Annotated in this window: 14 protein-coding genes; 10 read left to right on the top strand and 4 right to left on the bottom strand. The window is 33.1% G+C overall.

The window, feature by feature from the left end; translation table 11 throughout:
• Nucleotides 1-59: 59 nt before the first annotated feature.
• From hemE to AC3VI6_RS01020, 5 genes are all read left to right on the top strand, one after another.
• Nucleotides 60-1091 (top strand): uroporphyrinogen decarboxylase, encoded by a 1032-nt coding sequence (hemE, locus tag AC3VI6_RS01040; protein ID WP_274633988.1) that lies wholly within the window; start codon nt 60-62, stop codon nt 1089-1091.
• A gap of 20 nt (nt 1092-1111) precedes the next feature.
• Nucleotides 1112-1714 (top strand): TlpA family protein disulfide reductase, encoded by a 603-nt coding sequence (locus tag AC3VI6_RS01035; RefSeq protein WP_497704861.1) that lies wholly within the window; start codon nt 1112-1114, stop codon nt 1712-1714.
• A 71-nt stretch (nt 1715-1785) separates the two neighbouring features.
• A complete protein-coding gene (locus tag AC3VI6_RS01030; RefSeq protein WP_497704860.1) occupies nt 1786-2532 on the top strand; it encodes an EI24 domain-containing protein in 747 nt (248 codons plus the stop codon).
• Nucleotides 2533-2561: 29 nt separating this feature from the next.
• A complete protein-coding gene (gene hemF, locus AC3VI6_RS01025; protein WP_497704859.1) occupies nt 2562-3464 on the top strand; it encodes an oxygen-dependent coproporphyrinogen oxidase in 903 nt (300 codons plus the stop codon).
• A 183-nt stretch (nt 3465-3647) separates the two neighbouring features.
• Nucleotides 3648-4958: a dihydrolipoamide acetyltransferase family protein gene (locus tag AC3VI6_RS01020; protein ID WP_497704858.1), complete on the top strand. Its 1311-nt coding sequence runs from the start codon at nt 3648-3650 to the stop codon at nt 4956-4958.
• Between the two features lie 65 nt (nt 4959-5023).
• On the opposite strand, the gene AC3VI6_RS01015 is transcribed toward AC3VI6_RS01020, so the two are convergent.
• The 4 genes from AC3VI6_RS01015 to dapF form a co-directional block, all read right to left on the bottom strand.
• Entirely contained in the window at nt 5024-5491 is a 468-nt protein-coding gene (locus tag AC3VI6_RS01015; RefSeq protein WP_497704857.1) for a peptidoglycan-binding protein LysM, read from the bottom strand.
• Nucleotides 5492-5809: 318 nt separating this feature from the next.
• A complete protein-coding gene (gene mltG / locus AC3VI6_RS01010) occupies nt 5810-6838 on the bottom strand; it encodes an endolytic transglycosylase MltG (protein ID WP_497704856.1) in 1029 nt (342 codons plus the stop codon).
• Complete coding sequence (locus AC3VI6_RS01005) at nt 6831-7355, bottom strand: GNAT family N-acetyltransferase (RefSeq protein WP_497704855.1); 525 nt, start codon at nt 7353-7355, stop codon at nt 6831-6833. The genes mltG and AC3VI6_RS01005 overlap by 8 nt, the downstream gene beginning before the upstream one ends.
• Nucleotides 7355-8131, bottom strand: coding sequence for a diaminopimelate epimerase (dapF, locus tag AC3VI6_RS01000; protein ID WP_497704854.1), 777 nt, complete (start codon nt 8129-8131; stop codon nt 7355-7357). The genes AC3VI6_RS01005 and dapF overlap by 1 nt, the downstream gene beginning before the upstream one ends.
• 137 nt (nt 8132-8268) lie before the next feature.
• On the opposite strand from dapF, the gene AC3VI6_RS00995 reads away from it, so the two are divergent.
• The 5 genes from AC3VI6_RS00995 (at nt 8269) to ligA (ending at nt 14393) form a co-directional block, all read left to right on the top strand.
• A complete protein-coding gene (locus tag AC3VI6_RS00995) occupies nt 8269-9657 on the top strand; it encodes a S1C family serine protease (RefSeq protein WP_497704853.1) in 1389 nt (462 codons plus the stop codon).
• Between the two features lie 135 nt (nt 9658-9792).
• On the top strand, nt 9793-11235 hold the full coding sequence (locus AC3VI6_RS00990) for a glyceraldehyde-3-phosphate dehydrogenase (protein ID WP_497704852.1): 1443 nt from the start codon (nt 9793-9795) through the stop codon (nt 11233-11235).
• A gap of 96 nt (nt 11236-11331) precedes the next feature.
• Nucleotides 11332-11703: a lipocalin family protein gene (locus AC3VI6_RS00985; RefSeq protein ID WP_497704851.1), complete on the top strand. Its 372-nt coding sequence runs from the start codon at nt 11332-11334 to the stop codon at nt 11701-11703.
• Between the two features lie 124 nt (nt 11704-11827).
• On the top strand, nt 11828-12391 hold the full coding sequence (locus AC3VI6_RS00980; protein ID WP_497704850.1) for a DinB family protein: 564 nt from the start codon (nt 11828-11830) through the stop codon (nt 12389-12391).
• A gap of 4 nt (nt 12392-12395) precedes the next feature.
• On the top strand, nt 12396-14393 hold the full coding sequence (gene ligA / locus AC3VI6_RS00975; RefSeq protein WP_497704849.1) for an NAD-dependent DNA ligase LigA: 1998 nt from the start codon (nt 12396-12398) through the stop codon (nt 14391-14393).
• Nucleotides 14394-14429: the final 36 nt, after the last annotated feature.

Here is a 14429-nt window from a genome sequence, read left to right as displayed (position 1 = left end):
AATAAAGTTGCAAAGTAAACTTTTAAACCTTTAACTTTTCAACTTTTCAACAATGAATTATGATAAAAAACGATTTATTTTTAAGAGCGTTAAAAGGAGAAACTGTCGATCGTCCACCAGTATGGATGATGCGTCAAGCAGGAAGATATTTACCAGAATTTATGGAATTACGTGAAAAGTACGATTTCTTTACACGTTGTAAAACTCCTGAATTAGCTTCTGAAATAACAGTACAACCTATCCGTAGATATGGAATGGATGCTGCTATTTTGTTTTCAGACATTTTAGTAATTCCACAGGCAATGAATATTGAAGTGGAAATGAAGCCAAATTTTGGACCATATTTACCAAACCCAGTTAGAGATAGAAAAGGGTTGGATAACGTAATTATTCCTGATATTCATGAAGAGTTAGGTTATGTAATGGATGCTATTAAAGCAACCAAAGAAAAACTAAATGATGAGATTCCATTAATTGGTTTTGCTGGTTCTCCTTGGACGATTTTATGTTACGTTGTACAAGGGCAAGGATCTAAAAATTTTGATAAAGCAAAAGAATTTTGTTTTACGCAACCAGTTTTGGCACACGAATTGCTTCAGAAGATAACCGATACCACTATTGCGTATTTAAAAGAAAAAGTAAAAGCAGGTGTAAATGCTGTACAAGTTTTTGATTCTTGGGGAGGAATGTTATCTCCAACCGACTATCAAGAGTTTTCATGGCAGTACATCAATCAAATAATAGAAGCATTAAAAGATGATGCTCCAGTTATCGCTTTTGGTAAAGGATGTTGGTTTGCCTTACATGAAATGGCACAATCAAATGCATCAGCCTTAGGAGTAGATTGGACATGTTCAGCAAGAAATGCACGTTATTTAACAGGAGGGAATATTACCTTACAAGGTAACTTTGACCCTTCAAGATTGTTGTCTCCACCAGCTGAAATAAAAAAGATGGTACACCAAATGATTAATGAGTTTGGTAAAGACAAATATATTGTTAACTTGGGGCACGGAATTTTACCGAACATCCCGCTAGAGAATGCCAAGGCGTTTATTGATGCGGTTAAGGAGTATAAGGCCGATAGATAACCCCCTTTAAATAATTAAAAATGAAGAACTTATTTTTTGTTTTGATGTGTTTTTTAACGACTGTTAGTTTCGCTCAAAATAAAACGTATTACAATTTTGCTGTAAATAATTGTGTAGAAGAAAGTACCGAAGGTTTGATTGATAAGTGCATTAAAGGCTCTTATTTGTTAAATTATAACTTTACTACAATAGATAGCAAAACGGTAAGTACAGACAAAATTAACAAGCCAATCGTACTTATAGCAAACGCTACTTGGTCAGCTCCTAGTTGGGGAGATGTACCTGCCTTAAATGCTATGGTTGAAAAATATAATAACCAATTAGAGTTTATTATGATTTTTTGGGATAAGGAAGCTAAGGTTAAAAGAATGGCTGAGAAGTTAGATAAAAGAGTAAAATTAGTACCTGCCAGAGATATAGATAAAGTTGAAAAAGGATATTTAGACATCAGCGGGTTTGTTCATAGATTAGATTATCCTACAGTATACTTAATTAACAAAGAGAAGCAATTTGTTAATGTAAAAAGAGGTGCTGCTACGCCAACAAAAGAAGTTGGTTGGGATGAAGTAAACGAAATTAATACTAAGAATTTCGAAGACTTTTTAGCACCAATTTTAAAGTAGTTGAAATAACAATATTTTTTAAACCTCTTTCCTAATCGAAAGAGGTTTTTTATTTTCACACAAAAAAAGAAATGATACAAAATATTGTAAAAGGAATTCAAGCATACTTCGGAGCATTCGGACTAATATCTAAATTAAAGTTATGGAAATATTTTATCATACCAATGTTTATAAGCTTATTAACAGCAACATTTGTAGGTTTCATGGCTTATACTTTTTCTGATAATATAGGTCATTATGTAGCTAATTTTTGGAAATGGGAATTTGGTAAACAAACCTTTGAGGTAATCAGCACTTTTATAAGTGGATTGATAATAGTCGTAATAGGATTGATATTGTATAAGCATATCGTAATGGCATTATCAGCTCCTTTTATGAGTCCAGTTTCAGAAAAAATAGAAGATTATCTTAGAGGTGAAGATCATACTCATAGAATAACTTCTTTTCAAGAACAATTAATTAGAGGTATACGAATAAACCTAAGAAATTTAACAAGAGAATTGTTATTAACCATTCCTATCTTATTATTAGGATTCATCCCTGTTATAGGTATTATTTCAACCGTATTATTGTTCTTAATGCAAGCATATTATGCAGGTTTTGGAAATATAGATTATACTTTAGAACGTCATTTTAAGTATCGAGAAAGTATTAATTTTGTAAAAGAGAATAAAGGATTAGCGATAGGAAACGGAATAGTATTCATGCTTTTTTTATTAATCCCTATAATCGGAGTAATCCTTGTATTACCATTATCAGTTACTGCAGCAACTACTGAAACTATTAAGAAAATACAGCTTAAAAAATTACCAGAATAAGTACTTTTGCACTTCAATAGAATCAACAAATGAAAGATCAATTTTACGCCTATATCCAACAATTACAAGACACGATCACTTCAAAATTAGAGGAAGTAGATGGTAAAGTGAAGTTTCAAGAAGACTTATGGGATCGTGCTGAAGGTGGTGGAGGTAGAACACGTGTAATTGAAAATGGAGACATTTTTGAAAAAGGAGGCGTAAATATTTCAGCAGTACATGGTGAATTACCTGAGGTATTAAGAAAGCAGTTTGGAGTGGAAAGTGGAGATTTCTTTGCCTGTGGATTGAGTTTGGTAATTCATCCTAAGAATCCGTTTGTACCAACAGTGCATGCTAATTGGCGCTATTTTGAAATGTATGATGGAGAAGGAAATATTGTTACTCAGTGGTTTGGAGGTGGACAAGATTTAACTCCGTATTATTTATTTGAAGAAGATGCAGTGCATTTTCATTCGGTTTGTAAAGAAGCTTGCGACCGTCATAATGACGGTTTTTATAAAAAATATAAAGAAACCTGTGATAATTATTTTTGGAATGCACATCGAAATGAAGCCCGTGGTTTAGGAGGTTTGTTCTTTGACTATTTAAAAGAAACAGAAGAATTTTCAATGCAGGATCGTTATGGTTTTGTGACCGAAGTAGGAAACAGCTTTTTAAACTCGTATGTACCTATTGTAGAGAGAAGAAAAGACATACAGTATACCCAAGAGCATAAAGATTGGCAAGAAGTTCGTCGTGGTCGCTATGTAGAGTTTAATTTGGTACACGATAGAGGAACATTATTTGGCTTAAAAACGAACGGACGTATTGAAAGTATTTTAATGAGTTTGCCACCTACGGTACAATGGAAATACAATCATCATCCAGAAGAAGGTTCAGAAGAAGCGAAATTATTAGAGGTGTTAGCAAAACCTAAAAATTGGGTATAGCATTACGAAAAGCATAATTTTAAGACTGAAAATCAATATTTAAAAATGGTAAATGTTGTTTTTAGTCTTTTTTTTTGAAAATAATTCAAAAATAAAAATTATATAAAATGATTTTTTCATTGTTAAAATGATGAAAAATCATTGCTTTTTAGTAACTTCGCAAGCGTTAAAAATATACATACTATGGCTAGATACGAATTGAAGTTGCCTAAAATGGGCGAAAGTGTTGCAGAAGCAACGATTACTTCTTGGGTAAAAGAAGTTGGAGAAACTATTGATATAGATGATACCGTTGTTGAAGTAGCTACTGATAAAGTAGATAGCGAAGTGCCTAGTGAAGTTGAAGGAACCTTAGTTGAAATCTTATTTGAAAAAGACGCTGTTGTGCAGGTAGGGCAAACAATTGCTATTATCGAAACTGAAGGCGGAGAAGGAGCAGTTACAGAAGCTCCGAAGAAAGAAGAAGCACAACCAGCAGCTGTTGAAGCAGTAGAAAAAACAGTTGAAGTAGCAAAAGAAACTGTTGCTACAGCAATTGATACTTCTTCTAGCGATCGTTTTTACTCACCATTAGTAAAAAGTATTGCACAAACAGAAGGAATTTCTGTTGAAGAATTAGATTCTATTTCAGGAACAGGAAAAGAAGGAAGAGTTACTAAGAATGATATTTTATCATATTTAGAAAATAGAGGAAGTCAACCAAAAGTAGCTGAAAAGCCTGCTGTAGCTCCAGTAAAAGCAGCCCCAGCTGAAAAAGTAGTATCAACACCAATTACCTTAGGAGGACAAGATCAAGTAATTGAAATGAGCCGTATGGGTAAATTGATTGCCAAGCACATGGTTGATTCGATACAAACATCGGCACATGTTCAGTCTTTCATAGAAATTGATGTTACCAATATTGTAAACTGGAGAAACAAAGTAAAAGACGCTTACTTTAAGAGAGAAGGAGAGAAGTTAACCTTTACTCCAATCTTTATGCAAGCTGTAGCGCAAACGATTAAAAAGCACCCATTAATCAACATTTCTGTTGATGGAGATAAAATCATCCAAAGAGGAAATATCAACTTAGGAATGGCAGCTGCTTTACCTGATGGAAATTTAATTGTTCCTGTAATTAAAAATGCAGATCAATTAAGTTTAGTGGGAATGACTAAGCAAGTAAATGATTTAGCAAACAGATCGAGAGCTAATAAATTAAAGCCAGACGAAATTCAAGGAGGAACTTATACGGTAACAAACGTGGGAAGTTTTGGTTCAATTATGGGAACTCCAATCATCAACCAACCACAAGTGGCAATTTTAGCTTTAGGAGCTATTAGAAAAATGCCTTCGGTTGTTGAGACTCCAGAAGGAGATTTCATCGGAATCCGTCATAAAATGATTGTATCGCATTCTTACGATCACAGAGTAGTGAACGGAGCATTAGGTGGTATGTTTATCAAAACATTTAAAGAAATTTTAGAATCTTGGAATGTCAACCAAGACTTTTAATAAAAGCATAGAAAAACAAAAAAGCTCACTGAAAAGTGAGCTTTTTTATTTTTTAGTTAAGTTAGTTAAACAACGGGCTTTTTAGTTGCTTCGATATTAGAAACATCATAATCAGCAAACTTTTTCAAGTACGATTCTATTGATGTTCCAAAAGCATCGTTAAATTGAATAGCTCCGTTTGATCGTAAAAACTTTTTTACATTTCCAGCACCACTTAAATGGGCTGCTGCTAAAATACCTGATTCAGTTATCTTTATTCCGTTAATGGTTTTGCCAACGCTTCTTTTAATATCCTTACGTAAAATCCATTTGTTTAGCTTACAGTAAGCTACAAATGCACGTTCTTGTAATTCAGGAGTTTTTAAGAAGTAATCGGTGTTGTAAATTCGGAATCTTTTTAAAGTTTCTTTACCAAATTGGTATTTCCCTAAGTAGCCAAGCTCATTAATAACTCTGTATCTCCCTTGAGATTCTTTAAAAGCTAGAGCTTCTTTAAATCCAACAAAATCATTTGATAAAAAAGGAACATTCACTTTTTCGATTTTGTTCGCTGGAACTGGGGTGGTAACAGCTTTTTCGTGTTTAGTTGTAACCTCTGTGAAACTAGTTAAGAATCCAAATGTTACAATGACTAATACTAAATGTCTGATAATTATATACTTTCTGTTTAGCCAGGCAAAGATACGGTAATTTTTTACAACAGATTATAAATCAATAAATTACCGTTATTTAACTGTTAAGAATAAGGGTGTTTTCTGGTGTTTTGTTTAGTTAGAATATAAAAAAAAGAGGGTTTTTTTATATTTTTGATAATCTTTTATTAAAATTAGTAAAAATAAATTTTTGTTAATTTATCTTCTTATTCCTCGTTGATTTATCCATTGTTGGTATTTCGCAGCATTTCTGTTGTGCTGTGCTAAAGAATTCGCAAATTCATGAAAACCAATCTTATCTACACTTGCACACATATAATAATAGTTGTGTTTTTGGTTGTTTAAAACAGCATCAATAGAGGAAATATCAGGCATTGCAATTAAAGTAGGAGGAAGTCCTGTGTTCTTGTAGGTATTGTAAGGAGAGTCTATTACTAAATCTTTATTCAAAACTCTTTTTACTACAAAATCTTGTCCTTTAATTTCTCTGATAGCATAAATAACTGTAGGATCAGCTTGTAAAGGCCAGTTGTCTTTTAATCTATTCAAGTATAAACCAGCAACAATAGGACGCTCAATTTTTTGAGCTGTTTCTTTTTGAACAATAGAAGCTAATGTGATAACTTCTTCTTTTGAAAGATTTAGTTTTTTAGCTTTTTCTAATCTAGCAGGAGTCCAAAAACGATTGTATTCGCGTAGCATTTTATCACGGAAATTTTCTGCGGAAGTATTCCAGTAAAACTCATAGCTATTCGGAATATACATTCCTAAAGCTGATTTTTCTGTAAACTTATTAGTTGATAAAAAGTTAGTATCAATCATTGCTTGTAATAAAGCAGTAGAATCAGCTTCAATTTGTTCGGAAATTCTTCCTGCTAATTTTTCTAAAGTATCTTGATTGTTGAACGATAAAGTGATTGGAGTTTGATTTCCGCTACGTAAAAGATTTACCACATCGTTCATACTCATACCTTTTTTTAACAAGTATTTTCCGCCTTTAGGTTGGGTGAATTTTTTCTTTTCTGCAACCCAAACAAAATTTTCGGGATGTTTTACAAATTCGGTAAGTTGTTTTTGAACATCTATAAAAGAAGCGTTTGAACCAATAAAAACAGCACCATCTTTGGTAACTGCTTTTCCAAATATTTTTTGATAATAGTTAAAGCCAATAATTCCGCCAATTAAAAAAATAACAGCAATGCTTCCTAAAATAATTTTCTTATTCATTGATTAATTGAAATAGTAGTTCGTTTTTATATGTTCCTTTGTGGTATGTCCAATCTTTTTTTATACCAATTTGTGTAAAGTTGTGTTTTTGAAAAAGATGTAAACTGTTATGGTTATCATCTGTAATATTTGCATATAATTGATGTAATTGTAAATGCGTAAAACAATACTTTATTAATAATTCTAAAGCTTCTGAAGCAAGTCCTTTGTGTTGAGAATCAGGGTGGACTAAAATTCCAACCCCAGCTCTTTTGTGTTGAGGGTTAAAATCAAACAAATCAATCATTCCAACAGGTTCACTGGTAGCTTTCTCTTCAATAACTAAACGTAATTGCTTTGCTTCATATATATCTAAATGTGAATTTTCTAAATATTGTTTCAATAAAAATTTAGAAAAAGGAGCTTGCGTATGGCTAACTTCCCAAAACAGTTCGTTGTTTTCCATCTGAAATAAAAACTCCAAATCTTCAGGTTCTAAAGCTCTTAAGTTGATATATGTTCCTGTTAACGTATGCACTAAATGTTTATTTTACCATCAAATACAAATGTAGCAGGTCCTGTTAAAAATACATTAGTATAAGTGCTGTTTTTTTCTTCAAAAGAAACTTTTAATTCTCCTCCTTCTACAGGTAGAGTAATTGAAGTGTTAGTAGTTTTTTTAGTAGCATGCATAGCAATAGCAACAGCGGTAACACCTGTTCCGCAAGCTAAAGTTTCGTCTTCAACACCACGTTCGTAGGTGCGAACTCTGAAAGTATTAGAGTTAACTTGCTCTACAAAATTCACGTTGCTTCCTTCAGTACCGTAAATTTCATTTCTGATTTTTCTTCCGTTTGAAAAAACATCATATTCAGAGAGGTCATTTACTAATTGTACATGATGAGGAGAACCTGTGTTAGTAAAAACGTAATTGTCAAATATTTTCACATCCTCAACATCTATCATTTGAAGAGATACAATGTTATTGGCAATGGAAGCATGATGCAATCCATCAATAGCAATGAAAGTTGTATTGGTTTCAAAAAGCCCTAGTTTATGAGCAAAAGTAACAATACATCGTCCGCCGTTACCACACATGGTACTTTCGTTACCGTCAGAATTATAGTATACCATTTTAAAATCAGTATCAGTATCTTCTTCAAGTAAGATTAAACCATCAGCACCAATTCCAAAATTTCTATTACACAATTTTGCAATAATGTCAGTTTTATTTTTTGGAAAGGTTTTTGAACGATTATCTACCATGATAAAATCATTCCCTGTTCCTTGATATTTGTAAAATTCTAAATCCATAATAGTAAACAAAGATACATATTTTATCAAGGAGGGCAGACTGTTAAATAGCGGTTAAAGTCCGTTAAATAGAAGTTAAACACATTTACTTAAAATGTTAAAATTGATATATTTGAAATATAAAATTTTGTAAGCATATGAAGAAAATATTTGGAACTTTAGGAATTGCAATCTTAGGAGGAGCAATAGCACTTGCAGGATATAAAACATTGATAGAAGAACCGCAAGTAGTTGTTGAGAAAGTAGTAGAACCAACAATGCAAACTGTTGAAGCAAGTTATACGCCAACAGTGATAAACTCATCATCAACCCCGACTGATTTTACCGAGGCAGCCGATAAAACGGTACACGCAGTAGTACATGTTAAGAATACATCGATACGAACACAGCAAAATCCGTTAGCAGAATTGTTTTACGGTAGAGGAAGTGGAACCAGAAGGTATGAACAAGTTGGTACAGGTAGTGGTGTTATCATTTCTCCTGATGGATATATTGTAACCAATAATCACGTAATTGAAGGAGCAAACGATATAGAAATTACGTTAAACAATCAAAAAAAGTTAAAAGCTACGTTAATTGGAGCAGATAAAGCAAACGATATAGCTTTGTTGAAAGTAGAAGCTGATATTGAGTTGCCAAATTTACCTTTCGGAAATTCAGATAACATGAAGGTTGGAGAATGGGTACTGGCAGTTGGAAATCCGTATAATTTAACATCTACAGTTACAGCAGGTATTGTAAGTGCAACAGGACGAGATTTAAACGGAAATACGAATATTGATTCCTTTATTCAAACAGATGCAGCAGTAAATCCAGGAAACAGTGGTGGAGCTTTAGTGAATACACGTGGTGAATTAATCGGAATAAACACGGCAATTTCATCAAGAACAGGTTCGTTTATTGGATATTCGTTTGCGGTACCATCAAACATTGCTAAAAAAATTGTAGATGATTTGTTAGAGTTCGGAATGGTGCAACAAGCTGTTTTAGGAATTGGTGTTGATACAGAAGCAAACGATATTGAAGGGGTTAAAATCAAAGATATATACGATGAAGGAGGTGCTAAAAAAGCGGGATTAAAAGAAGGAGACATCATAACGAAAGTAAACAACGTAAAAATTACCAAGTTTTCAGACTTAAAAGGTCAGTTAACAGCAAAAAGACCAGGAGAATACGTAAATGTAATAATCGATAGAGATGGAGAAGAACTTACTAAGGTCGTTAAGTTAACTAAGCTTATAAAACTACCTGTAAGTAAAGTTTTACAAACCGAGTTTGAAGATATTACAAACGATGATAAAAAGAAGTTTAAGATAGAGAGTGGAGCTAAGATTAAAAGAACTGAGAATATAGCATTTAAGCAGTTTGATGTAGGAGAAGGGTATATTTTGACTAAAATTAACGGAAAGAAGGTTGCTGATGCAAAAGAAGCAGCAAGTATGTTAGACAAAACTTACGGTAGTGGTAATAGACTTTTGCTAGAAATGATTAGTCCTTCCGGTCAAATAGAAAGATTTAGATATTAATAGAATAATATTTTTATAAAGAAAGCCTTGTTAAAATCACTTTAACAGGGCTTTTTCTTTTGAAAAACCAATCAAAAATCAAGAAGAAATACCTATTTTTGCACAAATTTTTTAATTTTTAGTTAACACACAACTATGTCAACAATAACAAATTACGAAAAAGAAGTAGTAAATCAAGCGCAAGTTCGAAGAGCTACTGTTGAGTTTATTAACATCGTAAACGATTTATGGTACGATAAATCTATCGAGTTAGTATTATTTAGAAACCCGTTAGTAGATAAAAGAGCTAGTGAGGTTTTAAACTTAATCAACTATGCTAAAGAGTTTGTAGCTAAGCCAATAACTATTGAAGATGCTTTAGAAATTGCGAAAGCTATTCAATCAATCGATTTGCCACCATCAAAATTAGATATAGGTAAATTAGCTTATGAATTTCACTTACAAGACGATGCTTCAGCAGACAAAATTGCTTTTGTAAAAGAGCAATTAAAAGATGCTACTGAGGCAGAAAATATCAAACCAAAAGATGTAGTATTATATGGTTTTGGTCGTATTGGTCGTTTATTAGCTCGCGAGTTAAGTAGCAAAATGGGTAAAGGTTCTCAATTACGTTTAAGAGCTGTAGTTACTCGTGGTAAAATAGACCAAACAGTTTTAGAAAAAAGAGCTTCATTATTAAGCGTAGATTCAGTTCACGGAGATTTCTTAGGTACTGTTCAGGTAGATGCTGATAACAATGCGTTAATCATTAATGGAACTACCGTATACATGATCTCTGCAAATCAACCAGAAGATATCGATTATACTGAATACGGAATTAATGATGCGTTAATTATAGATAATACAGGTGCTTTTAGAGACGAAGAAGCGCTAAGCCGTCACTTAAAAGCTAAAGGAGCTAGCAAAGTATTATTAACTGCTCCAGGAGGTGGTGTGCCAAACATCGTTCACGGTGTTAATCATGAAGAGAACAATCCTGATAATATTGATATTTTCTCTGCAGCTTCTTGTACTACGAACGCTATTACTCCAGTATTAAAAGTGTTAGAGGATAATTTCGGAATTAAAAAAGGGCACTTAGAAACTATACATGCATATACAAACGACCAAAACTTGGTTGATAACATGCACAAGAAATACCGTAGAGGTAGAGCAGCTGCTTTAAACATGGTAATTACCGAAACTGGTGCAGGTAAGGCAGTAGCAAAAGCGTTACCAGCATTAGCAGGTAAATTAACGTCAAGTGCTATTCGTGTACCAGTACCAAACGGATCGTTAGCAATCTTAAACTTACAATTAAACTCTCCAGCTACAGTTGAATCTGTAAACGCTATTATGAAGAAATATGCGTTAGAAGGAGATTTAGTAGAGCAAATTCAATACTCATTAAGCAACGAATTAGTTTCTTCTGATATTGTAGGAACAACAGCTCCGTCTATCTTCGATAGTAAAGCAACTATTGCAGATGGTGATACAATTGTAATTTATGTATGGTACGATAACGAGTACGGATACTCTCACCAAGTAATGCGTTTAGCTAAGCACATTGCTAAAGTACGTCGTTATACTTACTATTAATAGATAAAAATAACATAGATATAAAAACCGAAACATTTGTTTGTTTCGGTTTTTTTGTTAAATTTGGAACGTAAATAACCCCTAAATCCCCCAAAAATGAAAAAAGTAATTGCATTACTAGTGTTTTTACTTGGTAGTACTTCACTATGTTTCTCTCAAGAAAATCAAGAAATTAATAGTTTGCTTTCAGGAAAGTGGAAGGTTCAATCTATGGAAATTGGAAGTGAAAAAATGGAATTTTCTGATGGAAATAACTGGTTAGAGTTTAACACTAACGGAAAGTATCAAGTAGTAATGAACGACCAAGGAAAAGAAGGTACTTGGAAGTTAAACGAAGAAAAAAATGAACTTGAGTTTGACGATGAAAGTTTTGAAAGTAACTTAAAAATCGAAAAACTTAATGACAAAGAACTTTTAGTCTCTGCGGTAGAAGATGAAACAGTTTACACCATGGTGTTAAAAAGATAAATTATCAATCGTTTATATAGATAGCCGAAGCATTTGCTTCGGCTTTTTTGTTTTAAATATAATGAAGAAAAATCTGACAAACTCCTAAAAACTTTTCCTTAAATTAGCGTCAAAATATCCTAAAATGAAAATCTTTTTTTCTTCAATTTTATTGTTGCTTATGTCGATTACAACAAATTCACAAAACAAATTACCTTATTACGAAATACCTAAAGAGGCAGAGGAGTTTACAGCAGGAACTGTTGTGAGTAGAATGATAGATGGATTAGGGTTTCGTTATTATTGGGCTACAGATGGTTTAACTGAAGAAGATTTAGAATACAAGCCAAGTAGAGAAGCAAAAACAGCAGGAGAAACAATAGATCATGTGTTAAGCTTGTCGATAGTAATTAAAAATGCTGCGTTAAAGGTTCCGCATAAAGAAGTAAAATCAGAAATGACATTTGCTGAAAAGAGAAAAGCAACCTTAGAAAATTTAAAGTTAGCGAGTGATATTTTTAGAAAAAGCACAGATGTATCGCAACACAAAATAATTTTTGGAGAAAAAGAACATCCGTTATGGAATGCTATTAACGGACCTATTGCCGATGCTACATGGCATGCAGGTCAATTAGCTTCTTTTAGACGTGCATCAGGAAATCCAATCAACTCAAAAATCAATCATTTTACAGGTACCGTTAGACAATAATTTAATGACAGTTCAAGAAAAGATACAACAGTTAAGAGAAGAGCTACATCAACATAATCATAGTTATTATGTGTTGGATAAACCAACTATTTCAGATTATGAATTTGATGTCAAATTAAAAGAACTTCAACAGTTAGAAGACGAAAATCCAGAGTTTTTTGATCCAAATTCACCAACACAACGAGTAGGGGGAGAAATAACTAAAAATTTTGAAACAGTTACTCATAAACATAGAATGTACTCGTTAGATAATTCGTATTCTAAGGAAGATTTGTTGGATTGGGAAAAGCGTGTCCAAAAGATCTTAGGAACTGATCAAATTGAATATACGTGTGAGTTAAAATATGATGGAGCCTCTATTAATCTTACATATGAGAACGGTGAGTTTGTACAAGCGGTAACACGAGGAGATGGTTTTCAAGGAGATAATGTAACTACGAATATTCGCACGATAAAATCTATACCGTTATTACCGAATAGCGATTTTGTAACTGATTTTGAAATGCGAGGAGAAATCATTTTACCGTTAGATGGATTTAATAAAATGAATGAAGAACGTATTGCGAACGACGAAGAACCGTATAGAAATCCTCGTAATACTGCTAGTGGAAGTTTAAAACTGCAAGATAGTGCAGAAGTAGCGAAGCGCCCGTTAGATTGTTTGTTGTACCAGTTGGTAACCAGAGAGCGTAAGTATGCTTCACATTTTGAAAGTTTAGAAGCAGCTAGAAAAGTTGGATTTAAAGTTCCAGACACCATTGTTTTAGCAAAGTCGATAGAAGAAGTGTTAGACTTTGTAAATGAATGGGATGTAAAACGCCACAGCTTACCTTATGAAACGGATGGAGTAGTGGTAAAAGTAAATTCATTTCAGCAACAAGACGAACTAGGATATACTTCAAAAGCACCTCGTTGGGCAATAGCCTATAAGTTTAAAGCGGAACAGGTTTCGACAGTGTTAAATGAAATCACGTACCAAGTAGGTCGTACGGGGGCAATTACACCTGTAGCAAATTTAGAACTTGTGCAGTTAGCAGGAACAATTGTAAAAAGAGCTTCACTACATAACGCTGATCAAATTGAAAAATTAGATGTACGAGTAGGAGATACTGTTTTTGTTGAAAAAGGAGGAGAAATTATTCCGAAAATTGTAGGTGTTGATTTAACAAAACGTCCAGAAGATTCTGTTCCTACGCAATACGCAACGCATTGCCCTGAATGTCATACTGAATTAGTCAGAACTGAAGGAGATGCAAAACATTATTGTCCGAATGAATTTGGTTGTGCACCACAAATTACAGGAAGAATCAAGCATTTTATCAGTAGGAAAGCTATGGATATTGATGGTTTAGGAGGAGAAACGGTTGATTTATTGCGTAAAGAAGGATTGATAAAAAATTATGCAGATTTATATGATTTAACAGTAGAGCAAGTTATTCCGTTAGAACGAATGGCAGAAAAATCAGCACAAAATATGATTGACGGAATTGAAAAATCAAAAGAAATTCCGTTTGAAAAGGTGTTATTTGCTTTAGGAATCCGTTTTGTAGGTGAAACCGTAGCTAAAAAATTAGCAAAACACTTTAAGTCGATAGATAATTTGATGCACGCAGATTTTGAAACATTGGTTGCTGTGGATGAAATTGGCGATAGAATTGCACAAAGCATTATCGATTTTTCGAATGATTTAGGAAATATTGAATTGGTAAACCGATTAAAATCACATGGAGTTCAACTAGAAGTTTCAGCAGAAAGTTTAGAAGGGCAAACTGATAAGTTATCAGGTAAGGTATTTGTGGTTTCAGGAGTTTTTCATCAAATGAGTAGAACAGAACTTAAAAAAGCAATTGAAGATAATGGAGGAAAAGTGTCGAGCTCAATTTCTAAAAAAACTACCTATATTGTAGCAGGTGATAATATGGGACCGAGTAAACTTACAAAAGCTGAAAGTTTAGGAATTCCAATTATTTCTGAGCAAGATTTTATAGATATGATTAGTTAGTTGTTAAGATGTAATAGGTTTTAATTTTTTAATTAA

The organism is Tenacibaculum sp. TB-56 (assembly GCF_059716275.2).
This window is presented reverse-complemented; position numbering and strand designations above follow the sequence as displayed.